General features: G+C 71.6%; 23 protein-coding genes and 1 tRNA gene. 8 read left to right on the top strand and 16 right to left on the bottom strand.

Annotation, left to right across the window (positions count from 1 at the left end; genetic code table 11):
• The first annotated feature begins 107 nt into the window (after nucleotides 1–107).
• On the top strand, nucleotides 108–1,586 hold the full coding sequence (locus KM933_RS05640; RefSeq protein ID WP_221348737.1) for an MFS transporter: 1,479 nt from the start codon (nucleotides 108–110) through the stop codon (nucleotides 1,584–1,586).
• 76 nt (nucleotides 1,587–1,662) lie between these two features.
• Nucleotides 1,663–2,475, top strand: coding sequence for a TetR/AcrR family transcriptional regulator (locus KM933_RS05635; RefSeq protein ID WP_221348735.1), 813 nt, complete (start codon nucleotides 1,663–1,665; stop codon nucleotides 2,473–2,475).
• A 308-nt stretch (nucleotides 2,476–2,783) separates the two neighbouring features.
• Here KM933_RS05635 and KM933_RS05630 read toward each other — a convergent pair whose 3' ends face one another.
• The 4 genes from KM933_RS05630 to KM933_RS05615 form a co-directional block, all read right to left on the bottom strand.
• On the bottom strand, nucleotides 2,784–3,254 hold the full coding sequence (locus KM933_RS05630; RefSeq protein ID WP_221348734.1) for a PPOX class F420-dependent oxidoreductase: 471 nt from the start codon (nucleotides 3,252–3,254) through the stop codon (nucleotides 2,784–2,786).
• A gap of 48 nt (nucleotides 3,255–3,302) precedes the next feature.
• Nucleotides 3,303–4,127, bottom strand: a complete 825-nt coding sequence (locus tag KM933_RS05625) for a YceI family protein (RefSeq protein ID WP_221348732.1) — start codon at nucleotides 4,125–4,127, stop codon at nucleotides 3,303–3,305.
• 78 nt (nucleotides 4,128–4,205) lie between these two features.
• Complete coding sequence (locus tag KM933_RS05620) at nucleotides 4,206–6,785, bottom strand: MFS transporter (protein WP_488269381.1); 2,580 nt, start codon at nucleotides 6,783–6,785, stop codon at nucleotides 4,206–4,208.
• Between the two features lie 95 nt (nucleotides 6,786–6,880).
• Nucleotides 6,881–7,423, bottom strand: a complete 543-nt coding sequence (locus KM933_RS05615; protein ID WP_221348727.1) for a MarR family winged helix-turn-helix transcriptional regulator — start codon at nucleotides 7,421–7,423, stop codon at nucleotides 6,881–6,883.
• A gap of 301 nt (nucleotides 7,424–7,724) precedes the next feature.
• Between KM933_RS05615 and KM933_RS05610 the strand changes: the two genes are divergently transcribed.
• On the top strand, nucleotides 7,725–7,916 hold the full coding sequence (locus tag KM933_RS05610) for a hypothetical protein (protein ID WP_173894866.1): 192 nt from the start codon (nucleotides 7,725–7,727) through the stop codon (nucleotides 7,914–7,916).
• Between the two features lie 623 nt (nucleotides 7,917–8,539).
• Here KM933_RS05610 and KM933_RS05605 read toward each other — a convergent pair.
• From KM933_RS05605 to KM933_RS39025, 9 genes are all read right to left on the bottom strand, one after another.
• The gene (locus tag KM933_RS05605) at nucleotides 8,540–9,439 is read right to left on the bottom strand and encodes an RNA polymerase sigma factor SigF (protein WP_221348725.1); all 900 of its coding nucleotides are present in this window, start codon (nucleotides 9,437–9,439) and stop codon (nucleotides 8,540–8,542) included.
• Between the two features lie 244 nt (nucleotides 9,440–9,683).
• Nucleotides 9,684–10,550 carry an RNA polymerase sigma factor SigF gene (locus KM933_RS05600; RefSeq protein ID WP_173894872.1) on the bottom strand — a complete coding sequence of 289 codons (867 nt, stop codon included), beginning with the start codon at nucleotides 10,548–10,550 and terminating at the stop codon, nucleotides 9,684–9,686.
• Nucleotides 10,551–10,807: 257 nt separating this feature from the next.
• Nucleotides 10,808–11,101, bottom strand: coding sequence for a Dabb family protein (locus tag KM933_RS05595; protein ID WP_221348721.1), 294 nt, complete (start codon nucleotides 11,099–11,101; stop codon nucleotides 10,808–10,810).
• Nucleotides 11,102–11,280: 179 nt separating this feature from the next.
• The gene (locus KM933_RS05590; protein ID WP_173894862.1) at nucleotides 11,281–11,460 is read right to left on the bottom strand and encodes a hypothetical protein; all 180 of its coding nucleotides are present in this window, start codon (nucleotides 11,458–11,460) and stop codon (nucleotides 11,281–11,283) included.
• Nucleotides 11,461–11,536: 76 nt separating this feature from the next.
• A complete protein-coding gene (locus KM933_RS05585; protein ID WP_221348719.1) occupies nucleotides 11,537–11,845 on the bottom strand; it encodes a hypothetical protein in 309 nt (102 codons plus the stop codon).
• Nucleotides 11,846–12,016: 171 nt separating this feature from the next.
• A tRNA-Ser gene (locus KM933_RS05580) sits at nucleotides 12,017–12,101 on the bottom strand.
• Nucleotides 12,102–12,245: 144 nt separating this feature from the next.
• Complete coding sequence (gene tadA / locus KM933_RS05575; protein WP_260333127.1) at nucleotides 12,246–12,677, bottom strand: tRNA adenosine(34) deaminase TadA; 432 nt, start codon at nucleotides 12,675–12,677, stop codon at nucleotides 12,246–12,248.
• Nucleotides 12,678–12,880: 203 nt separating this feature from the next.
• The gene (locus KM933_RS05570) at nucleotides 12,881–13,435 is read right to left on the bottom strand and encodes a tRNA adenosine deaminase-associated protein (RefSeq protein WP_221348715.1); all 555 of its coding nucleotides are present in this window, start codon (nucleotides 13,433–13,435) and stop codon (nucleotides 12,881–12,883) included.
• Nucleotides 13,436–13,801: 366 nt separating this feature from the next.
• On the bottom strand, nucleotides 13,802–13,984 hold the full coding sequence (locus KM933_RS39025) for a hypothetical protein (protein ID WP_173894845.1): 183 nt from the start codon (nucleotides 13,982–13,984) through the stop codon (nucleotides 13,802–13,804).
• Nucleotides 13,985–14,176: 192 nt separating this feature from the next.
• On the opposite strand from KM933_RS39025, the gene upp reads away from it, so the two are divergent.
• On the top strand, nucleotides 14,177–14,812 hold the full coding sequence (gene upp / locus KM933_RS05565; protein WP_173894844.1) for a uracil phosphoribosyltransferase: 636 nt from the start codon (nucleotides 14,177–14,179) through the stop codon (nucleotides 14,810–14,812).
• Between the two features lie 15 nt (nucleotides 14,813–14,827).
• On the opposite strand, the gene KM933_RS05560 is transcribed toward upp, so the two are convergent.
• The 3 genes from KM933_RS05560 to KM933_RS39020 form a co-directional block, all read right to left on the bottom strand.
• Complete coding sequence (locus tag KM933_RS05560; protein WP_260333091.1) at nucleotides 14,828–15,466, bottom strand: LytR C-terminal domain-containing protein; 639 nt, start codon at nucleotides 15,464–15,466, stop codon at nucleotides 14,828–14,830.
• A gap of 297 nt (nucleotides 15,467–15,763) precedes the next feature.
• Nucleotides 15,764–16,060, bottom strand: a complete 297-nt coding sequence (locus KM933_RS05555; RefSeq protein ID WP_003999914.1) for a type II toxin-antitoxin system VapB family antitoxin — start codon at nucleotides 16,058–16,060, stop codon at nucleotides 15,764–15,766.
• Nucleotides 16,061–16,367: 307 nt separating this feature from the next.
• A complete protein-coding gene (locus KM933_RS39020; RefSeq protein WP_260333090.1) occupies nucleotides 16,368–17,213 on the bottom strand; it encodes a siderophore-interacting protein in 846 nt (281 codons plus the stop codon).
• Between the two features lie 77 nt (nucleotides 17,214–17,290).
• Here KM933_RS39020 and KM933_RS05545 point away from each other — a divergent pair, with 77 nt between their 5' ends.
• The 4 genes from KM933_RS05545 to KM933_RS05530 are packed head-to-tail and all read left to right on the top strand — an operon-like array spanning nucleotide 17,291 to nucleotide 21,646.
• Complete coding sequence (locus KM933_RS05545; RefSeq protein ID WP_221348713.1) at nucleotides 17,291–19,609, top strand: penicillin acylase family protein; 2,319 nt, start codon at nucleotides 17,291–17,293, stop codon at nucleotides 19,607–19,609.
• 34 nt (nucleotides 19,610–19,643) lie between these two features.
• Nucleotides 19,644–20,216 (top strand): GNAT family N-acetyltransferase, encoded by a 573-nt coding sequence (locus KM933_RS05540; protein WP_260333124.1) that lies wholly within the window; start codon nucleotides 19,644–19,646, stop codon nucleotides 20,214–20,216.
• 21 nt (nucleotides 20,217–20,237) lie between these two features.
• On the top strand, nucleotides 20,238–20,717 hold the full coding sequence (locus KM933_RS05535) for a cupin domain-containing protein (RefSeq protein ID WP_221348982.1): 480 nt from the start codon (nucleotides 20,238–20,240) through the stop codon (nucleotides 20,715–20,717).
• Nucleotides 20,714–21,646, top strand: coding sequence for an SDR family NAD(P)-dependent oxidoreductase (locus KM933_RS05530; protein ID WP_221348710.1), 933 nt, complete (start codon nucleotides 20,714–20,716; stop codon nucleotides 21,644–21,646). The genes KM933_RS05535 and KM933_RS05530 overlap by 4 nt, the downstream gene beginning before the upstream one ends.
• Nucleotides 21,647–21,694: the final 48 nt, after the last annotated feature.

Genomic DNA, 21,694 nt, shown 5'->3' with positions numbered 1-21,694 from the left:
GGTGGGAGCGGCGATCCGCCGCCCCCACCCCACCCCACTCCCTCGCAGCCCGCAGCCCGCAGAAAAGCTCTCGTACGTCGTACAAGGGTTGTTCTACGGTGTATGACATGCCAACCTCGCAAGGCCATCCCCAGCGGTGGCTGATCCTCGGTGTCATCTGTCTCGCGCAGCTGACCGTGCTGCTCGACAACACCGTGCTGAACGTCGCGATCCCCTCCCTCACCGAGGAACTGGACGCGGGCACCGCCGACATCCAGTGGATGATCAACGCGTACTCGCTGGTGCAGTCGGGCCTGCTGCTCAGCGCGGGCAGCGCCGCTGACCGCTACGGCCGCAAGAAGATGCTGGCCACCGGTCTCGTCCTGTTCGGCGCGGGATCGCTGACCGCCGGACTCGCCGACACCTCCGGGCAGTTGGTCGCCGCCCGCGCGGGCATGGGCGTCGGCGGCGCGCTCCTGCTCACCACGACGCTCGCCGTCGCGATGCAGATATTCACGCCCGAGGAGCAACCGAAGGCCATCGGCATCTGGAGCGCCGTCAACGCCCTCGGGTTCGCGACCGGTCCCCTGCTCGGCGGGTTCATGCTCGACCACTACTGGTGGGGCGCGATCTTCCTGGTCAACCTGCCGGTGGTGGCGCTGGCGCTCGCCGCGGTCATCTCCCTCGTACCGGAGTCGAAGAACCCGCGCGGCGACCGCCCCGACCTCCTCGGCGCGCTGCTCTCCACGATCGGCATGACCGCCCTCGTGTACGCGATCATCTCCGGCCCGGAACACGGCTGGACCTCCGGCCGCGTCCTCGCCACGGCGGCCCTCGCGGTCGTCGTCCTGGCGCTCTTCGCGTACTGGGAGAACCGGATCCCGTACCCCATGCTGGACCTGCACTTCTTCAGGAACCGGCGTTTCACGGGGGCGGTCGCCGGTGCCGTGCTGATCACCTTCGGGATGGGCGGCGCGCTCTTCCTGCTGACCCAGCACCTCCAGTTCGTCCTCGGGTACGGGCCGCTGGAGGCGGGACTGCGCACCGCGCCGCTCGCCCTGGCCGTGGTGGCCCTCAACTTCACCGGCCTTGCGGCGAGACTGACGGCGAAGCTGGGCACGCCGGTGTCGATCATCCTCGGCATGGTGCTGATGTCGGGCGGGCTGGTGTCGCTCGCGACCCTCGCCACGAGCGGTTACCCCGGCACACTGCTCGGCCTCCTGCTCATCGGCGCGGGCGCCGCGATCGCCAACCCCGCCATGGCGTACGCCATCATGAGCGCGATCCCGCCGGAGAAGGCGGGCGTGGGCGCGGGCGTCAACGGCACACTGGCCGAGTTCGGCAACGGCCTCGGCGTGGCGGTGCTCGGCGCGGTCCTCAACGCCCGCTTCGCCGCGCTGATCCCGTTCGCCGCGGCCTCGCTGCCTGCGACGCTCGCCGCCGCCGGCTCGGCGGACGAGCGCGCGCGGGTCACGGACGCGTTCGCCTCCGGTCTGGAGACCAGCCAGCTGGTGGGCGCGGTGGCCGTGCTGGCGGGCGGACTCCTGGCCGCCGGGTTGCTCCGGCGGGCGGAGAGGGAAGACTCCGCGGTGGCGGCGCAGGTGTGAGGCCCGTCGGCATCAGGGCGGGGCGGCCCCCGGCGTTCCGGGCGCCCTTCGCCGAGAGTTCCGAGGAAGGTGCGCCATGGTGAGGGCAGCCGACCGGGCCGGGCGCCCGGCGCGGACCAGCGTCTGGCTGGAGAGCAGGGCCCCGCGAGGCGGCGGCGCGCGGGGCGGCCAGCCGGCGCCGCTCGACCGGGAGCGGATCACCGGGGCCGCGGTACGGCTGCTCGACGCGGAGGGGCTGGCCGGGTTCTCCATGCGGCGGCTGGCCGCCGGGCTGAACGTGACCGCGATGTCCGTCTACTGGTACGTGGACACCAAGGACGACCTCCTGGAGCTGGCGCTCGACGCGGTCCACGGCGAACTGGAGCTGCCCGACCCGGACTCGGGGGAGGACTGGCGGGACCAGCTCCGGGCGATCGCCACCGGCTACCGGGCCCTCCTCGTACGGCATCCCTGGGCGTCGTCGCTCGCCGGGAGGTTCCTCAACATCGGACCGAGGTCGGTGGCGTTCTCCCGCACCGTGCAGCGGGTGATCCGCAGGACGGGGCTGCCCGCGCACCGGCTGACGGGGGCCATCTCGGCCGTCTTCCAGTTCGTGTACGGGTTCGGGACGATCGAGGGCCACTTCACGCTGCGCTCCGCCGAGGCGGGGATGAGCCCGGACGCGTACTTCCAGCAGGCGCTCAGCACCCTGCGGGAGGCTCCCGGGCTGGACGACGTCCTGGAGGAGTCCAAGGAGATCATGCGGGCGCGCGGGGGGAGCACGGTGGAGGAGATGTACGAGCGGGACTTCCACTTCGCCCTCGACGTGCTGGTCGCCGGGATCGAGACGATGGCCGCCCGGGAAGCGGGGGCGGGGCCGGTGCCGGTGCCGGAGGCCGGGGAACGCTGAGCTGAGTACGCGGGCCGGCGGCGGGTACCGGGCACAGTCGTTCCGCGGGGACGCTCAGGTCGGCTCCGGTCCGGGGGCAGCACCGCATCATGCGGGGAAACGAGTCGCCGCGGGAGGGTGGGGCGCTGGGGCGGTTGGAACGGCTTGGGCCGGAGCCCGGCCACCGGGGTGGGACGGCGACGGGACGGACCCCCCCGGTCTCCCCTCCGGTTCCCCTTCCCGGCTCCCTTCCGCCCGCCTCCCGGCTCCCTCCCGACTCCCTTCCGCCCGCTTCCCGGCTCCCTCCCGACCACCTCCCGGACCGTCGGCTAGCCCTGCTCCGCCGGCCTCGCGGGGAAGCCGCCGGTGGCCACCGGGCCCCACTTCACGGGCGTGATCCTGATGATGGACTTGCCCTGCTTCAGCATCGCCTCCCGGTACTCGTCCCAGTCCGGGTGCTCGCCGGAGATGTTGCGGAAGTACTCGACCAGCGGCTCGACCGAGTCGGGGGCGTCGATCACCTCGGCCGTGCCGTCGATCTGGACCCAGGGGCCGTTCCAGTCGTCGCTGAGGACGATGAGGCTGACCCGGTCGTCGCGCTTGGCGTTGCGGGTCTTGGCGCGCTCCGGATAGGTGGAGACGACGATGCGGCCCGAGTCGTCGACCCCGCAGGTCAGGGGCGAGCCCTGCGGGCTGCCGTCCGCCCTGCGGGTCAGCAGGACGGCGCGGTGCCGGGGCCGTACGAAGTCCAGCAGTTCGTCGAGCGATACGGAGGTGTTCGTCGCGATGTTCGGTGCCATGCGAGCAGCCTAGGCGGTGGACCGCGGCTGATCCTGCTCCTGCCGGGCCTACGCCTGCGGGAGTGTCTCCCCCTGCACGGCCTGGATGTCCAGCTCGACCTTCAGCGTCGTGCCGATGGCCGCGATGCCCGCCGCGACGACCTGGTTGTAGTTCATCGCGAAGTCCTCGCGGCGCAGCTCGGCGGTGGCGCGGAAGGCCGCCCGGGTCCCGCCCCAGGGGTCGGCGCCGGTGCCCAGGTAGGCCAGCGACAGGTCGACCGGGCGTACCACCCCGTGCAGGGTCAGCTCGCCGTGGACCGTCCAGCGGTCGGTTCCGCCGGCCGGGACCAGGCCCGTCGAGACGTACTGGATCTCCGGGTACCGCTCGACGTCCAGGAAGTCGGGCGACTTCAGGTGGCCGTCGCGCAGGGCGTTGCCCGTGTCGATCGAGTCGGCCCGGATCACCGCCTCCACGCGGGACTTGCCGACCTCGTCCGGCGCGATCTCGATCGAGCCGGCGAACTGCGTGAACCGCCCGTGCACGCTGGAGATCCCCAGGTGCTGCGCGACGGCGCCCACCGAGGAGTGCGCCGGGTCCACGGTCCAGGGACCGGGCGGCGGCAGCTCGGTGCCGCCCTGCCGGGCGAGGGTCACGGTGCCGATCTCGGCCCGGCCGCTCGCCGTGACGATGGCGCTCGACGCGACGGGCGCGTACCCGACGGCCGTGACGATCACCGTGTACGCACCGGGCGCGAGCGCGGTCGCGTCCCGCACGGTGCCTTCCTCGTCGGCCTCGGCGCGCACCACCTGGGCGCCCGTCATGTCGGTCACCGTGACGACCGCGTGCGACACGGCCCAGCCGTCCCGCGTACGGATCCGCGCGGTCAGTCCCATTTCACACAACCTCATCTCATGGAACCGGCCCGTGGAGCGCCTCCGCCAGGAACGCGCTCCACGGGCCGGGGTTCTCTGCTACTCGCCGGGGTGGGCGAGCCGGATGTCGTGGCCCTCGACGCCGCCGCCGCTGACGGTCAGTGCCGTGGCCACCGGCGGGTAACCGGTCGCGATGACCGTGTACTCGCCGCCGTCCAGGTCGGTGAAGGCGTACGCCCCGTCCGTCCCGGTGGTGGAGGTGGCGACCACGTTGCCCGCGGCGTCGACGAGCGTGACGCGGGCGTCGCCGAGCGGTCCGCCGGGTGCGTGCACGACGCCCTGGAGCCGCGCCCCGGAGGTGAGCTCGATCTCGACCCGGGTGACCCCGGTGCCGCCGACCTCGACGGGCAGGGCGCGGGGCCGGTGCCCGGCGGCGTTCACCGCTACGGTCACGGCGCCCGGCACCAGCTCGGCGAAGGCGAACTCGCCCTGCTCACCGGTGGTCCCGGTGGCCAGCACATCGCCGCGCACATCGGTCACGATGACCATCGCGCCCGCGACCGGCCGGCCGCTCTCGGCGGCCCGCACCGCACCGGACAGCCCGCTCGTGCCGCTCAGCAGGATGTCGTACGCGAGCGGCTCACCGTTCACGACGACCGTCGACGCCTGCGGCTGGAACCCGTCCGCGGAGGCGATCAGCACGTACGAACCCGTGCCGGGCGCGTCCACCGTGTAGGCGCCGTCGGCCTGGGCGACCGAGCGGCCCAGCTGACGGCCCGCGAGCGAGATCAGCGTGACGGCGGCCCGGGGCACGGGCGCGCTCTCGGCGCCGCGTACGAACCCGTGGACCGGGACCCCGCCGGAGGCGGAACCCGTTGTGGAGGCGGTACCGGCGGCCAGGGTGGCGACCGCGGAAAGGCGCTGGGCGCCCCCGGGGCCCGTACCGTCGACACTGCCGGTGCTGCCGACACCGTTGGTGCTGCTGACACTGCTGACACTGCTGACACTGCTGACACTGCTGACACTGCTGACGTCGCCGGAGCCGCCGTCCGGGACGGCCCGGCTCATGAGTCGCTCGTCGGCCTCGGCCGGGAACGCGCGGGCCGCGCCGGCCGCGGCCGGGGTGACCCCGGCGACCGCCGGGACATCGGCCTGGGTCTCGGCGGCCTGCGCCAGCCCGCCCGACGTACGCAGCGGGACCTCCTTGATGAAGATCGTGACGACGAAGGCGATGAACGCCATGGCGGCGGAGATCAGGAAGATGTCCGCGATGCCGTGCCCGTAGGCGCTCTCGACGACGGTGCGCAGCGGACCGGGCAGCGAGTCCACGTCCGGGATGCTGCTGCTGTCACCGGCGCCGCCGGCCGCGGCGGAGTACTTCGGGTCGATGCCGGCCAGGCCGTCCGTCGTGTAGTGCGTGATGCGGTTGGCCAGTACGGCGCCGAGCGCGGAGACACCGATCGCGCCGCCGAGGGACCGGAAGAAGGTGACCACGGAGCTGGCCGCGCCGAGGTCGGAGGGGGCCACCTGGTTCTGCGTGCAGAGCACCAGGTTCTGCATCATCATGCCGATGCCGAGACCCATGACCGCCATGAAGACGGCGACCTGCCAGTAGTCCGTGTCGTACCGGATCGTGCCGAGCAGTCCGAGGCCCGCGGTCACGAGCGCGCCGCCGGCGACCAGCCATGCCTTCCACTTGCCGGTCTTAGTGATGATCTGACCGGAGACGGTGGAGGAGATGAACAGTCCGCCGATCATCGGGATCGTCAGCACACCGGACATGGTCGGCGACTCGTCCCGGGCCAGCTGGAAGTACTGGCTGAAGAACACGGTGCCGGTGAACATCGCGATGCCCACGAAGAGCGAGGCGACGGACGACAGGGTGATGGTGCGGTTGCGGAACAGGCGCAGCGGGATGATCGGCTCGCTCGCCCTGGACTCGACGAGCACGAAGAGCAGGCCGAGCACGACCGCGCCGGCGACCATCGTGTACGTCTGCCACGACACCCAGTCGTACTTGTCACCTGCGAAGGTGACCCACAGGAGCAGCAGCGAGACCGCGGCGGAGATGAGGAACGCGCCGCCCCAGTCGACCTTGACCTCGCGCTTGACGACGGGCAGGTGCAGGGTCCGCTGGAGGACGATCAGCGCGATGACCGCGAAGGGCACGCCGACGTAGAAGCACCAGCGCCAGCCGAGCCAGCTGGTGTCGGTGATGACACCGCCGAGCAGCGGGCCGCCGACGGTCGCGACTGCGAACGTTGCGCCGAGGTAGCCGGAGTACCGGCCGCGCTCGCGCGGGGAGATCATCGCGGCCATGACGATCTGCGCGAGGGCGGAGAGACCGCCGACGCCGATGCCCTGGACCACACGGACGGCGATCAGCATCCCGGGGTTCTGGGCGAGCCCCGCCACGATCGACCCGGCGACGTAGATGACCAGGGCTATCTGGACGAGGGCCTTCTTGCTGTAGAGGTCGGCGAGCTTGCCCCACAGGGGCGTCGTCGCGGTCATCGACAGCAGCGTGGCCGTGACGACCCAGGTGTAGGCGGACTGGCCGCCGCCCAGGTCGCCGATGATCTCGGGCAGTGCGTTGGAGACGATCGTCGACGACAGGATCGCGACGAACATGCCCAGCAGCAGCCCGGAGAGGGCCTCCATGATCTGCCGGTGCGTCATCGGAGTGCCGTCGGGGGCACCTCCGTGCTTGGCGTGTGAGCCCCGCACACCGGCTGGTGTGGTCGTTGCCATGGGCTTCCTTTTCTTGTGGTGCGTCATAGGGGTGTACGGGTGGTCCGCGCGGCGGGTGCCTCTACGGGCTCCCCGGGCGGGACGGGAAGGACGGGCGGTGCGGCGGGGGGCGGCACGGCTGGTGCGGCCGGTGCGGCCCGGCAGTCGCCGAAGCTCGCGCGCAGTCGTCCGAGCAGGGCGTTGAGCTGGTCGACCTCGTCGTCGGACCAGTCCGCCAGGTGATGGGCGAGTGCGTTCATGTAGCGCTCGGAGAGGTCGGCGAGCATGTCCCGCCCGGCGGGGGTGAGCCGCAGGATGCGGGAGCGCTTGTCGGCCGGGTCGGCGGAACGGTCGATCCAGCCGCGTTCGGCGACGTGTGCCACGTGCCGGCTGGTCACCGACATGTCGATGGCCATCAGCTCCGCGAGCCGGCTCATCCGCATCTCGCCGTGCCGGTCGAGCAGCCCGAGCACGGCGGCCGACCCGGCCGGGCACTCGGACGGGAGGACCCGGCCCAGGCCCCGCTTCACGGCACCGATGGCGCTGAGCTGCTGGGCCAGCTCCTGGTACTGCCGTCGAGCGGCCATCGCACCTCCCTCGCTTGTTGCTTCAGGCAACTATAAAAACGGTTGGTTGCTGCAGGCAAACGAAATGAGGCCCAAGGGGATAAAACCTTGGCAAAGGCAAGTATTGGCAAACGTAAACCTGCTGGTGGCGGGGTTCGGAGGGCGGATCCGCTGGCCGGCACCACCGCAGAGGGACGCGCACCTCAGTGAGAGGCGCGCACCTCGGTAAGAAGGGTGGGCGCCATGAGGAGAAGGGTGTGCGCCACCGGAAGACGGCCCCCGAAACTTGGGGCCGCCGAACGCACCCGATAGGGTCACGCGCATGGCAAACACCCAGGGCCCCGAGGGCAACTACGACCCCGCGGGTAGCACCCAGATGTTCCGAGCGTTCGTCGACGACCCGCAGAGCCGCCGGCAGCAGGCTGCCTCCCGCGGCCCGCGCGTGGGCCTGATCGTCGGTGTGATCGTGGCCGTCGCGGTCGTCGCCGCGGTCGCCTGGCTCGCGCTCAAGTAGGCGGAGGGCGCCACCGGCGCCCTCCCTGTCCTCGGCCGCGCCCGTCCGAGAGAACCCGTCGCGCCGAGGCGCACCGTCCGGGTCTTCTTCCGGCTGCCCGCAGCGACCGGTGCGACTGGTGCGACCGGTACGGGCAGCCGTCCGCCCGTCCTTCCGTTCGGCCGGCTCGGCGATCACCCGGTCGACGCCGAGTGCGCCGCCAGGTCAGGAGGGCGAACTCCCGCGCTCCGAAACGCTCTTGTGTGTTGCCGCCCCTCCAGCGGCGCCGACTCCCCGCCTCACGCGGGCGTCACGGCTGCGGCGGACGACGCAGATGAAGCGGCTGAGGTGGTTGAGGTGGTTGAGGCGGCGGAAGCGGCTGAGCGGACGCCGGCATCCCCGCCTTCGCGGACGACAGCCGCCGAGGCGCCCGTGAGGGCCCCTCGGCGGCCACGTATCGACTGCGGCCCCACCTGCCGACGCATCGCATCACATTGGTGGCCGGAGCTATTGACGAACCGTCAATTCAGCAGCTTCATCAGGGTCGTCGGCCTCGTCGGCCTCGTCGGCCTCGTCGGCCTCGTCGGCCTCGTCGGGGTCGTCGGCCCTGTCAGGGACGGCGCCCCCGTCAGGGCGACACCGGGTCAGTCGGAGATGAGACCTTCCCGCAACTGGGACAGCGTCCGCGTGAGCAGCCGGGAGACGTGCATCTGCGAGATGCCGACCTCCTCGCCGATCTGCGACTGCGTCATGTTGGCGAAGAAGCGCAGCATGATGATCCGCCGCTCGCGGGGCGGGAGTTTGGCGAGCAGGGGCTTGAGGGACTCGCGGTACTCGACGCCCTCCAGCGCCGTGTCCTCGTAGCCGAGGCGGTCCGCGAGCGAGCCCTCGCCGCCGTCGTCCTCGGGGGCGGGTGAGTCGAGGGATGACGCCGTGTAGGCGTTGCCCACGGCCAGGCCGTCGACCACGTCCTCCTGCGACACCCCGAGCACGGTGGCGAGTTCGGCGACGGTCGGGGAGCGGTCCAGCTTCTGGGAGAGCTCGTCGCTGGCCTTGGTCAGCGCGAGCCGCAGTTCCTGGAGCCGCCGCGGCACCCGCACCGACCAGGACGTGTCCCGGAAGAACCGCTTGATCTCCCCCACGACCGTCGGCATCGCGAACGTCGGGAACTCCACGCCCCGTTCGCAGTCGAAGCGGTCGATCGCCTTGATCAGGCCGATCGTGCCGACCTGGACGATGTCCTCCATCGGTTCGTTGCGCGACCGGAAACGGGCGGCGGCGTAACGCACCAGCGGGAGGTTGAGCTCGATGAGCGTGTCTCGTACGTAGGCGCGCTCGGGGCTGTTCTCGTCGAGTGCGGCGAGCCGCAGGAACAGGGAGCGGGACAGGGTGCGGGTGTCGATCGCTTCCGAGGTCGGGGGGAAGGCCGGGGCTTCCGCGGCCGGGACGGCCGGAACCTCGACAACGACACTGTGAAGCACGTCGGGTGCTGATTCGCTCTTGTCGAGCGTGAGCACCTTCGAGCTGCCCTGGTCTGCGGACATGCCACCCCCTTTGGGTCGCGGACGGTCGCGGCGGACGCTCCCGTCGAAGGAACGCAGCCTCCACCTCAATACCGGCGGCGGGGCTGCGGCAAACGCGTCAGCGGAAGAATGTCACATGTCGGCAACACGCTGTAGTGACATGTCGACACAACAAGGGCGAATAGGCCCTGGAAAAAGGGGGTCTGACGGTTTTTCACCGCAGAAACGTCGGGAAAGGTTCTTGGGAGCGATTCGCTCCCCGGGGTTATGCCTCGATCCTGTTTGCGGATCGTAGCCTGGCGAAACTGCGGGCGAGCAACCTCGACACGTGCATCTGCGACACGCCCAGCTCCGCACTGATCTGGGACTGCGTCAGATTGCTGTAGTAGCGCAGCAGGAGGATGCGCTGCTCCCGCTCGGGGAGCTGGACGAGGAGGTGCCGTACGAGGTCCCGGTGCTCCACGCCGTCCAGCGCGGGGTCCTCGTAGCCGAGCCGGTCGAGGAGGCCTGGCAGTCCGTCGCCCTCCTGGGCGGCCTCCAGGGAGGTCGCGTGGTACGAGCGTCCGGCCTCGATGCAGGCCAGGACCTCGTCCTCGGTGATGTGCAGCCGTTCGGCGACCTCGCCGGTCGTGGGGGTGCGCCCGAAGGCCGTCGTGAGGTCCTCGGTGGCGCTGTTCACCTGCACCCACAGCTCGTGCAGCCGGCGGGGTACGTGGACCGTGCGGACGTTGTCGCGGAAGTAGCGCTTGATCTCGCCGACCACGGTGGGCATGGCGAAGGTCGGGAACTGCACGCCCCGCTCGGGATCGAAGCGGTCGATGGCGTTGATCAGCCCGATGGTGCCGACCTGGACGACGTCCTCCATGGGCTCGTTGCGGGAGCGGAAGCGGGCGGCGGCGTACCGCACCAGCGGAAGGTTCGCCTCGATCAGCGCGGCCCGCACCCGGCCGTGCTCGGGGGTGCCGGGCTCCAGGTTCTTGAGCTCGCCGAAGAGGACCTGGGTGAGGGCCCGGGTGTCGGCCCCGCGGCGGCGCTGCGGCCCCGGTTCCTGGGACTCGCCCGGTTCGTCCAGTCGTTCGAGGACCTGCGGCTTCTGCTGGGGAGGTGCTTGAGGCGCGGTACTGGCCGGCACGGTCAACTCCACCTCTGGGTTCGTCAACCCGTGAAAACACAAGTCCGAACGACGTTCGTCAGACACATGCATCAACTCATCGGTCAAAAGCGGTCATAGCATCACAAGACATGTGCACTGTGTGCAAGCACCTAGTCGCTTCGTGTTGCCCCGGACATACGGCGGCCCCCCGCCGTTCGGGCGGGGGGCCGTGGGTCCGTGCGGGGTGGGACGCGGTGCGGCCGGGTGTGCCGGGCGCGGGTGGGGTCGGACGCGGTTCAGATCTCGTAGTCGGCGATCACCCAGGTGGCGAACTCGCGCCACAGGGCGACGCCCGCCTGGTGGGCGGGGTGCTCCAGGTACCGCTTGAGCGCGTCCGTGTCCTCGACCGCCGAGTTGATCGCGAAGTCGTACGCGATGGGCCGGTCGGTGATGTTCCACTCGCACTCCCAGAACCGCAGTTCGGGGATCTGCCCGCCGAGTGCACGGAAGGCGGCGACGCCCTCCACGACGCGGGGGTCTTCCCGCCCGACGCCTTCGTTGAGCTTGAAGAGGACCAGGTGGCGGATCATGAGCACTCCATGGCGAACGCGGGCACGACGGCGGACAGGGCGAACAGGTGGGAAACTACGGGGAACGACGTCGGACACGCGGAAGAGGGCGAAGGTCGCCCGACGCCGACGCCGATATCGGTGCCGATATCGGTGCCGAGCAGCACGGCCGGCCGTCCGACCGTCCTGACCGTCCCGGCCTAGTCCTTGGCCCCGTCGGCAACCCACGTCATGAAGTCACCGACGGACTGAGCGGCGTTCGATATGCCCTCGAAGCCTATCTGGACGTAGTCCGCCGCCTTCTCGGGGTCGGTGATGATCACGTACAGCGCGAAGACCACGAGCACGTAGACGGCGATCTTTTTCGCGTTCACCGCCATTGCGGCCTCCCCCTGCGCCTGCCGGGACCCCTGTTGTCGGCGGTGAGTGTAACCCGACAGTTGATCCGATGATCTTTCAAACCCGTCGGAGTGATGCCGGAGGCCGGGAGGCAAGGAAGGAGACGTAACCACCGACGATCATCAGGGTCACACCCGCGAGGGAGAGGAGTGTGTGCGTCCACGCCGCTGCGTCGACCCACCACGAGCAGACGAAAAGGCCCAGACCCGTATCACCGGTCAACGCGCCGTAGCCCCAGAGGCGCGGACGGTAGGTGCGGCGCCGCAGCCACGGCACCGTCCAGCCCGAGCGGATCGCCGCGGCGGCGCCCACCGCGGAACAGACGGCCAGCACCCCCACGGCTCCGGTCGCCACCTGTCGCAGCATCGACCCCACCCCCCTCATCGCACCCGTTGCGGCGCGCGCACTCCGTCCGCGCTGATCATGACATCCGAGCGGCCGGTCACGCAGCCGACGCACGCGGCCGACGGCGGGCCGTACGGGGAACGGAACAGCGCGAAGGGCCCGGTCCATTGGACCGGGCCCTTCGTCTACCTGCGGTAGCGGAGGGATTTGAACCCTCGGTGACTTGCGCCACACTCGCTTTCGAGGCGAGCTCCTTCGGCCGCTCGGACACGCTACCGAGAGAGATCCTAGCCCACGATGGGCCGTGCTCGGAAATCCGTGTGCGGCGACCGATCCGGGCGGGACGGGGGCGGAACAGGGAGCGGTACGCAAGGGCGGTGGAGGGGTGGTGAGGAGAGTGGCGAGGGGGGCGGTAAGGGGTCTACCGGCTGCGGAAGAAGTCGGTGAGCAGCCTGGCGCACTCCTCGTCGAGCACACCGGCGATCACTTCCGGGCGATGGTTGAGCCGGCGGTCGCGTACGACGTCCCAGAGGGAGCCGGCCGCGCCCGCCTTCTCGTCGCGGGCGCCGTAGACGACCCGGTCCACCCGGGACTGCACGAGCGCGCCGGCGCACATCGTGCAGGGTTCGAGGGTGACGACGAGCGTGCAGCCGGTGAGCCGCCACTGCCCGGTCCGGGCGGCGGCCCGGCGGATCGCCAGCACCTCGGCGTGGGCGGTCGGGTCACCGGCGGCCTCGCGCTCGTTGTGCCCGGCGGCGAGCACCGTCGTGCCGTCCGGGGACAGCACGACGGCGCCGACGGGCACGTCGCCGCCGCGGCCCGCCAGCACGGCCTCGGCCAGGGCGAGCCGCATCGCGGTCCGCCAGGGGTCGCGCACGGGATCACCGACGGGATCACCGACAGGACCGGACACGGGACCGGACACAGGACCGGACACGGGACCGGACACAGAGGGCATGCCGACGGGATCGGGTACGGGAATGCCGACGGGACCGAGGACGGGGACGTCGGCGGGACCGGGTACGGGGTTCTGTTCCTCCGCTGCGTTCGACGGGCTCAGCGAACGGCCTCCAGGACCTCCGCCGCCCCGAGGACATCGGCGATCTCGCTGAGCGCGTCGGTGCTGTCCAGGGTCAGCAACTCCTTCTCGCTCACGCCGAGATCGGCGAGGACCTCGCGGTCTCCGATGGGTCCGGACGGCACGATCCGGCCCTTGGCGGTGGTACCGACGTCGTCGTCCTCGTCGTCGTCGGCCCCGTCCTCGGTCTCACCGTCCTCCGTGCCGTCGAGGTCGAGGGAGTCCAGATCGGCGACGCCGTCGTCACCGGGATCCCTTCCGAGCAGTTCGTCCGTGAGCAGGATCTCGCCGTACGAACTGCGTGCGGCGGCCGCGGCGTCCGAGACGTAGATACGAGGGTCCTCCTCGCCGTCCACGCGGACGACTCCGAACCACGCATCCTCCTGCTCGATGTAGACGAGGACCGTGTCGTCGTCGACCGAGGCTTCACGGGCCAGGTCGCTCAGATCCGACAGGGTCTCCACATCGTCGAGCTCTGTGTCGCTCGCTTCCCACCCGTCTTCGGTGCGCGCGAGCAGTGCGGCGAAGTACACCGTGACTCTCCCACTGGTCCTAGGCGTGCCGGTTGGGGGTCCTCCCGGCGGAGGTCGGGTGGGGGCTGCGTGCTCCGAGCCCCACCCACTCGGAATCGTGGCAGAAACAGAGCGTTCAGGAGAGGTCTTCGGCTCGCTGTGTCCCGGTCGCGTCCTCACGCCCGGTCGCGTGGCGCGTGCACCGCGCCGCCGTACGGCCTCACCTGGGCGCCCGGCGCCCACCGACAGCGGGATCGTACGCCGCCGGAACGTCCGCTCCGTACGCGGCTGTCCGAGGACTGCCCGGCGGGTCGCGCCGCGGGGGCCGTACGGGCGCGCCGGGGGCGGGCCGTGCACGGCACCGGGGCACGAACCGCTGCCGTACGGCTACCAACGGAATGTCCGCATGCGCATGGCGTGGCGAAGCCGGGCCGTCTTGGCCCGCCGCGGCTGCACCCTGTCGCGCAGCTCCCGCGCCTCCTTGAGGTCCCGGAGGAACTGGGCCCGGCGCCTGCGGCGCTGGGCATCACTCTCCAGGTCTTCCCGGTTCCACTGCTCCGGGTCCGGCATCGGCAACACCCCCAGTCGGTCATTCCCACTTTCCCTCCGGCAGGCGGTTTGATGCCACCGGTGATTTGCGCAGTGGCAGCGGCGAACTCCCACCGAACCGGCAGACCGGGTCAGGCGGGGTCAGGTGGGGTGACGAGGGCGGCCGGAAGCGGCGACGGGGGCACCCGGGGACGACCCGGATACCCTTGCGGCATGCGTCTCCACGTCGTCGACCACCCTCTGGTCGCCCATAAGCTCACCACGCTGCGCGACCGCCGCACCGACTCCCCGACCTTCCGCCGGCTCGCCGACGAGTTGGTCACCCTGCTCGCCTACGAGGCCACCCGGGACGTGCGCACCGAGCAGGTCGACATCGAGACCCCGGTGTCCGGCACCACGGGCGTCAAACTGTCCTACCCGCGGCCCCTCGTCGTACCGATCCTGCGGGCCGGCCTCGGCATGCTCGACGGCATGGTGCGCCTCCTGCCGACCGCCGAGGTGGGTTTCCTCGGCATGATCCGCGACGAGGAGACGCTGCAGGCGTCCACGTACGCGACCCGCATGCCGGAGGACCTCTCCGGGCGCCAGGTGTACGTACTGGACCCGATGCTCGCCACCGGCGGCACCCTCGTGGCGGCGATCCAGGAACTGATCAAGCGTGGTGCCGACGATGTGACGGCGGTGGTCCTCCTGGCGGCTCCCGAGGGCGTCGAGGTCATGGAGCGCGACCTCGCGGGCGCCCCGGTCACGGTCGTGACCGCGTCGGTCGACGAACGCCTGAACGAGAACGGCTACATCGTCCCGGGCCTGGGCGACGCGGGAGACCGCATGTACGGCGCGGCGGAGTAGGCGGCCCGCGCCGGGCTAGCAGTTCCTCTTCCTCGGCGAGGGCGCCGGTGCGGGGTCGGACAGGACGGTCAGGGCCCTGGCGGCGGCCTTCTCCGGCGCCAGGGCCTTGAAAGCCTTGCCGAGGATCAGGTCGACCTCCGCCGGCTTCACCCGGCTGTCGGTCTTCTTCTCGGCGCCGGTGACCTGCGTGGCGAGGACGGTCAGGGCGGTGTCGGCGGCAGCCTTCGCGCCGAGCACCACGCCGGGCCCCTCGACCTTCTTGTCGTACGCCTTCGAGGCGTTGCCCACCTCGCCGATCCTGAAGCCGCGCTTCTTCAGCGCGTCCGCGGTGTTCTTGGCGAGGCCGGTGCGGGACGTGGCGTTGAGGACGTTCACCGTGATCTGGCCGGGCTCCGGCACGGCCTTGACCGGACTCGCGGAGGGGGAGGGGGACCTCCCGCAGCCCGCTGCGGCCGCCGCGGCTGATGCCTTGTCGCCGCCGCCCGTGAAGACGTCGATGAGCTGCAGGGTCCCCCAGCCGACCAGACCGAGCGCGGCGACGGAGGCGACGACCGCGAGCACGAGGCGGCGCCCCCGGTTCCGGCGCATCCGCGGGTACTTGTCCCCCGTGATCCGGTACTGGCCGCCCATGCCAGGGGGAGTGAGCATGCTCATGAGCGCAGCGTAGTGCGCCGAGGCCGTGATGCCTACTAGATGATCATTGACCTGCGTTCAGTCCAACCCGAAAGGGTCAACCCGAACGTGGATAGCCTTCCGTGCGGGCTAGCCCACACGGGATACGTAGGAGACACGTAGGGACGCCTACGAGACGCGCACGAGACCGTACGAACGAGTGCGAACCGGATGCGAGTCAAATGCGAGCCGGAGAGGTCCTCGGTCAGGGCAGGCGGCGGCGCCCCGGGGCCCCGGCGCCGGGGCCTGGGACCCGGGGGTGAACCGAGCGGCGGGGACTCAGTCCAGTTCGAGGACGCGGGCGTGCAGGACCTGGCGCTGCTGCAGCGCTGCGCGGACGGCGCGGTGCAGGCCGTCCTCCAGGTACAGGTCGCCCTGCCACTTCACGACATGCGCGAAGAGGTCGCCGTAGAACGTGGAGTCCTCGGCGAGCAGTGTTTCCAGATCGAGCTGGCCCTTGGTCGTCACCAACTGATCGAGGCGGACCGGGCGCGGCGCGACATCCGCCCACTGCCGGGTGCTTTCCCGGCCGTGGTCGGGATACGGCCGGCCGTTTCCGATGCGCTTGAAGATCACACGGAAAGCCTACCGGCCAAGAGCTTCCGGGCGCAGCCATGGCGACGGAGTGCGGCGCTGGAAATGGCCTCGTAAATTCGGGCAAACCGGTAATAGTCCCGGATTGGACCCGGGGCGCGTCCGAGCAGGCTCCGGACACGTTGGAGGAAGTGCCTGAAGTGGCAGATGGTGGTGCTCTTGCCGGTCGAGCCGGTCGAGCCGGTCGAGCCGGCCCTCCGAAGTCGCGGACGGTGCTCCCTCGATTTCCTGACGACCCGGAAATTGCTCCCGCATGAATGTGTACGGGCCTTGCGTCCGGCCGGTGCGGTCAGGTCGCCCGCCAGTACCCCAGCGCGTTCACCCGCTGCTTCGGCAGGGCCAGTTCTTTGCGGAAGTACGCCGCCAGCGACCGCGTCGTCGCCGTGTCGCAGGCGATCCAGACGTAGGGGTCGGCGGTCTCCTTCAGCAGCTCCGGCGCGGCGGCCCGGACCTGGGTCACCAGATGGGCGCCCCCGTCGAGGCGGGGCACCGTGCGGAGGTCGTGGAGGGTCGTGTCCACCCGGAAGGGCAGGCCGTACGTGCCCTTACCGGCGCCTGCCCCGGTATTCGCGGCACGCCCCACCGTGCCCGCGGTGTCCACCGTGTCCACGGCGTCGGCGGAGCCGGCCGTGCCAACACTGTCGGCACGGTCGTCGGCGCCCGCGGCCGTCTCGAACCAGATCGTCGCGGGCACCCGGCCCAGTGCGTCCAGGAGGGAGTTGAGTGCGGGGAGGGACGCCGCGTCGGCGACGGCCAGCACCCGGGACGGAGCCGGGTCCGGGTGTGTGAAGCCCGTGCCCTGGACCGTGGCCTCGATCGTGTCCCCCGGCTTCGCGGTCCGCGCCCAGTCGCTCGCGCACCCCTCGTGCAGGGCGAACTCCAGGTCGAAGGTCCCTGCGGCCGGATCCGGGTCCACGAGGGTGTACGCCCGCTGGTGCGGTTTGCCCGCGTTGCCGAACCACAGGCGTACCCACATGGTGGGGTGCACCCCGGTCGCCGCGAGCATGCCGCCGTCGTCGAGGCGCAGCCGGCGGTAGTGCTCGGTCACGTCCTCCGCGCCCAGCACCGTGAACGTGAAGTCCTTGCCACGGAACAGTTTGAGGACCGCTCCCTCCCAGCCGTGCCCCTGCCCCATGGCGTTTTCACCCTTCGCGTACGATTCCGGCACACTTACTTAGGTGAGCCTAACCTAAAGCCCATGGGGGACACAGGGTGACTGTCGAGATCTACCGCGATACCTGGGGTGTCCCGCACCTGCGCGCGGACGACGTGCTCGAACTGGCCCGTGCACAGGGTCTGTCCACGGCGCTCGACCGCGCCTGGCAGATCGAGGTCGAGCGGCACCGGGCCCGCGGCACCTCGGCCTCGTTCCTCGGCGCGGACGCGCTCGCCTGGGACCGGTTCGCGAGACGGGCCCGGCTCGACGACACGGCGAGACGTTGTTTCACGGCCTTGGAGAGACGGGACCCCGAGACCGCCGCCTGGGTCCGGGCGTACGTCGACGGGGTCAACCAGGGCCTGCCCGAAGGGGCCCGCAGGACACCCGAGTTCGCGACGGTCTCCCTCGCCCCGGGCCGGTGGGAACCATGGACGCCGCTGGGCGTCTGGCTCGCCACGCACATCCTGTTCGCCGGGTTCCCCGCCAAGTTGTGGCGCGAGGAGGTCGTACGTCACCTCGGTCCCGACGCGGTCGGCCTGTTCGCCACCGACGGGACCGGGACGGCCGGCAGCAACGGCTGGCTGGTCACCGGCGAACGCACCGTCACGGGACGGCCGGTCCTCGCGGGCGACCCGCACCGCTTCATCGAGGCGCCGGGTGTCTACCAGCAGATCCGGCTCGCCTGCCCGGAGTTCGACGTCGTGGGCCTGGCCGTGCCGGGTGTCCCCGGCATCGCGCACTTCGGCCACACGGGCACGGTGGCCTGGTCGATCACCAACGCGATGGCCGACTACCAGGACCTGTACCGGGAGCGGCTCAGGCGGTCCGGCGCCGGTGCGGGACAACGCGTCGAGGCTCTCGGCCCGGACGGGAGGTGGCACCCCGCCTCCCGTCACGTCGAGACGATCGAGGTGGCCGGTGGCGACACGGCCGGATCCGGGGGCGGATCCGAAGCCAAGGCCGAAGCCGAGGTCGAAGTCGAAGTGATCGAGACCGCTCGCGGCCCGATCATCATCACCGGCGCCGACAACGACGGCGATGGCACCGGCACCGGCACCGGCAACGACGGCGATGGCGATGGCAACGACAGCAACGGCGATGGTGAGACCGCGGCCGGACCCATCAGCCTCCGCTACCCGCCCCGCGTCTCCGAGGACCTGGGCTTCAGCGCCCTCCTCCCCCTCCTGCGCGCCCGCCGCGTCGCCGACGTGGACCGTGCCTTCGACGACTGGGCCGAACCCGTCAACGTCGTCCAGGCCGCCGACACCGAAGGCGGCCTGCTCCACCGCGTCGCGGGCCGGGTGCCGTCGCGGAACCCGGTGAACGGCATCCGGGTCGTCGCGGCCTGGGAGCCCGGCCACGAATGGCGGGACCGGTACGTGGACATGCCGCGGGGCACGATCGAGGACGGCATCGCGGTCATGGCCAACCAGCGGGGCCCCGCCACCCCGCTCGGTGTCGAGTTCGCGCCGCCTCACCGGGCCGCCCGCCTGCGCGCCCTCCTCGTCCCGAGGAAGGACTGGAGGGCCGCCGACATGGCCGCCCTCCACATGGACACCCACCTGGCCTCCGCGACTCCGCTGCTGGACCGGATCGCCGCCCTCGACGGTCTCACCCCCGCGGCCGCCGCCCTGCGCGGGCGCCTCCTGGGCTGGGACCGACACATGGCCGCGGACAGCGAGGAGGCGGCCGGTTACGCGGCGGTCCGCAGCGCCGTCGTGCGCCGGCTCGCGGGCCACCCCGCCCTGGCCCCGCTGACCCGGCCCCCGTCGTACCCCGAGGTGCTCCGGCCCTGGCTCGCTCTCGCCCCCCGTGTCGCCTTCGCCCTGGAGAACCTCCTCAAGGCGCGGGACCTCTACGGGATCGACCGCGCCGAGGTCGTCGGAGCGGCCCTGGAGGAGGTCGCCGGGGACCCGCCGACGGGCACCTGGGGCGACACCCACCGCCTCGCGCCCTGGCGGGCGGTGCCGGACCCGGCGTACGACGAGGAGGAGCCCGCGCTCGCCGGTGACCACGACTGCGTGCTGTGCACCTCGGCCGTGCCGGGCCTCACCGACCGGGCCGCCCGGGGTCCCGCCGCCCGCTACGTGTGGGACCTGGCACGGCGTGAGGACAGCCTCTGGGGGGTGCCGTTCGGCGCGTCGGGCGTACCGGGCTCCCCGCACCACCGCGACCAACTGCCCCTGTGGCTGAGGGGAGAACTCGCCCCTGTGATCACCGACTGGAACCAGCTCGGCAAGAAGAACGAGGACAACCGTGACGAGTACGACGAGTACAACGAGTACAACGACCAGCGCGACCAGTACGACCAGCGCGACCAGCGCGACCAGCGCGACCAGTACGGCAACGACGCCGTACACGACCGGCCGTGATCGCGCCGCCGTCCACGAGGAGGCCGTCGAGGGCCTGGGCACCGTCCGCGTCGTCCCCGTGGACCCGGAGGCCGACCTGGACGTGCTCCACCACTGGGTGACGGCCGAACGGGCCCGGTTCTGGGGCATGGGCGGCTTCACCAGGGAGCAGGTGCTGGAGACGTACCGGCACCTCGGCTCGCTCGACACGCACCACGCGTACCTCGCCGTCGTGGACGGCGAACCGGCCGCGCTCTTCCAGACGTACGAACCGGAGGCCGACCGGGTCAGCGAGTGCTACGCGGTGGAACCCGGCGACATCGGCGTCCACCTGCTCATCGGCCCGCCCTCCGAGGGCGTCGGCCGGGCCGGCTACAGCAGCGCTCTGCTGAAGGCATTCACCACGTACGTCCTGCGCGTCCTCGACCGGCGGCGGGTCGTGGTCGAGCCCGACGTCCGCAACGAGCGGGCCGTCGCCCGCCTGCTCCGGCAGGGTTTCGTGCTCGGCCCGCCCGTCGTGCTGCCGGAGGTCGACCTGCCGGGGGTGTACCTGCCGGAGAAGGAGGCCCAACTGGCTTTCCTGCACCGGGACCGCGTCCACCCGCGGGGCGCCGCCGGGGAGCTGTAACGTCGGCGGGTGCCCGATGACATCACTCCCGAAGCCCTGGCCGCCCACTACCGGCTGGAACCCATTCCCAGGGAGGGCGGCCTCTTCCGCCGTACCTGGGCGGGTCCGGAACGGCCCGACGGGCGGCCCGAGGGTTCCGCGATCGTGGCCCTCCTGACCTCGCGGCCCGGTGACTTCTCGGCCCTGCACCGCCTCCCGTCCGACGAGACCTGGCACTTCTACCTGGGGGACCCGCTGGAGCTGCTGCTCCTCGCCCCCGACGGCACGTCCCGTACGGTCCTGCTCGGCCCGGACGTCCTCGGCGGCCAGCGCGTCCAGTTCACCGTGCCCGCGCGCACCTGGATGGGCGCGCGGGTCGCCGCCGGCGGCGCGTGGTCGTTCTTCGGGTGCACGATGGCGCCGGGCTTCACCTACGAGGGGTACGAGCACGGGGACGGGGCCGGACTCGCCGCCCGCTACCCGGCGGAGGCAGCGCGGATCGCCGCGCTGAGCCGCCCGTGACCGGCCGCACCGACCCCGCCCTCGCCCCCGGCGGGGGACCGTTCGGCGGACTGCTCGCCGGGCAGGTGGCGCTGGTCACCGGGGCCGGGGCGGAGGGCGGCATCGGGCGGGAGATCGCGCTGGGGTTCGCGGCGGCGGGGGCGGCCGTGGCCGTCCACTTCCGTACGAACGCGGAGGCGGCGGGGGAGACCGTCGACCTCGTCGCGCGGTCGGGCGGACACGCGGTGGCCCTGCGCGCCGACCTGACCGTGGAGGCCGAGTGCCACCGGGTCGTGCGCGAGGCCGCGGACTGGGGAGGCGGTGAGCTGACGGCCCTGGTCAACAACGCGGGCGTACAACCGGTCCAGGGGCTGCCGGGCATGACGGTGGCGGACTGGCGGGCGGTGGTCGACACCAACCTGTCGAGCGTCTTCGCCTGCACGCAGGCCGCCGCCGAACTGATGCGGGACGGCAGCCGGGGGAGCGGCGGGAGGGTCCAGGACGGTGGGCACGGCGGGCACGGTGGGCACGGTGGGCACGGCGGGCACGGCGGGCACGGCGGGCACGGCGGGCACGGTGGGCACGATGGGCGTGCGCGCAGCATCACCCACATCGCGTCCATCGAGGCCACGCATCCCGCCCCGCACCACGCGCACTACTCCGCGTCGAAGGCCGCCGTCGTCATGCACGCGCGCTCGGCGGCCCTGGAGTACGGTCCCTACGGAATCCGCGTGAACACCGTCTCCCCGGGACTGATCGACCGCGAGGGCCTCGCCCAGGCGTGGCCGGAGGGTGTACGGCGCTGGCGGCAGGCGGCTCCCACCGGGAGGCTGGGCCGCCCGGAGGACGTGGCCGACGCCTGTGTCTTCCTCGCCTCGCCGATGGCCTCCTGGATCACGGGGCACGACCTGGTCGTGGACGGAGGGGTCTCGGCACGGCCGACGTGGTGAGGCGGTCAGCCGGGCGGGGGCGGCGGTCGGGCGGCGCTGAACAACGTG

Source organism: Streptomyces beigongshangae, from assembly GCF_019710745.1.
In the GTDB taxonomy this organism is placed as follows: domain Bacteria; phylum Actinomycetota; class Actinomycetes; order Streptomycetales; family Streptomycetaceae; genus Streptomyces; species Streptomyces beigongshangae.
The sequence above is the reverse complement of the archived record's forward strand: the minus strand, read 5'-3'. Positions and strand labels throughout refer to the sequence as shown.

Excerpts from the sequence above, each read along its gene's own strand:
- KM933_RS05635 (WP_221348735.1), top strand. The coding sequence starts at position 1,663 with ATGGTGAGGGCAGCCGACCGGGCCGGGCGCCCGGCGCGGACCAGCGTC.
- tadA (WP_260333127.1), bottom strand. The coding sequence starts at position 12,677 with ATGCGGCTCGCCCTGGCCGAGGCCGTGCTGGCGGGCCGCGGCGGCGAC.
- KM933_RS05615 (WP_221348727.1), bottom strand. The coding sequence starts at position 7,423 with ATGGCCGCTCGACGGCAGTACCAGGAGCTGGCCCAGCAGCTCAGCGCC.
- KM933_RS05625 (WP_221348732.1), bottom strand. The coding sequence starts at position 4,127 with ATGGGACTGACCGCGCGGATCCGTACGCGGGACGGCTGGGCCGTGTCG.
- KM933_RS05585 (WP_221348719.1), bottom strand. The coding sequence starts at position 11,845 with ATGCTGCGACAGGTGGCGACCGGAGCCGTGGGGGTGCTGGCCGTCTGT.
- KM933_RS05590 (WP_173894862.1), bottom strand. The coding sequence starts at position 11,460 with ATGGCGGTGAACGCGAAAAAGATCGCCGTCTACGTGCTCGTGGTCTTC.
- KM933_RS05560 (WP_260333091.1), bottom strand. The coding sequence starts at position 15,466 with ATGAGCATGCTCACTCCCCCTGGCATGGGCGGCCAGTACCGGATCACG.
- KM933_RS05595 (WP_221348721.1), bottom strand. The coding sequence starts at position 11,101 with ATGATCCGCCACCTGGTCCTCTTCAAGCTCAACGAAGGCGTCGGGCGG.
- KM933_RS05610 (WP_173894866.1), top strand. The coding sequence starts at position 7,725 with ATGGCAAACACCCAGGGCCCCGAGGGCAACTACGACCCCGCGGGTAGC.
- KM933_RS05605 (WP_221348725.1), bottom strand. The coding sequence starts at position 9,439 with ATGTCCGCAGACCAGGGCAGCTCGAAGGTGCTCACGCTCGACAAGAGC.
- KM933_RS39020 (WP_260333090.1), bottom strand. The coding sequence starts at position 17,213 with ATGGGGCAGGGGCACGGCTGGGAGGGAGCGGTCCTCAAACTGTTCCGT.
- KM933_RS05620 (WP_488269381.1), bottom strand. The coding sequence starts at position 6,785 with ATGACGCACCGGCAGATCATGGAGGCCCTCTCCGGGCTGCTGCTGGGC.
- KM933_RS39025 (WP_173894845.1), bottom strand. The coding sequence starts at position 13,984 with ATGCCGGACCCGGAGCAGTGGAACCGGGAAGACCTGGAGAGTGATGCC.
- KM933_RS05640 (WP_221348737.1), top strand. The coding sequence starts at position 108 with ATGCCAACCTCGCAAGGCCATCCCCAGCGGTGGCTGATCCTCGGTGTC.
- upp (WP_173894844.1), top strand. The coding sequence starts at position 14,177 with ATGCGTCTCCACGTCGTCGACCACCCTCTGGTCGCCCATAAGCTCACC.
- KM933_RS05630 (WP_221348734.1), bottom strand. The coding sequence starts at position 3,254 with ATGGCACCGAACATCGCGACGAACACCTCCGTATCGCTCGACGAACTG.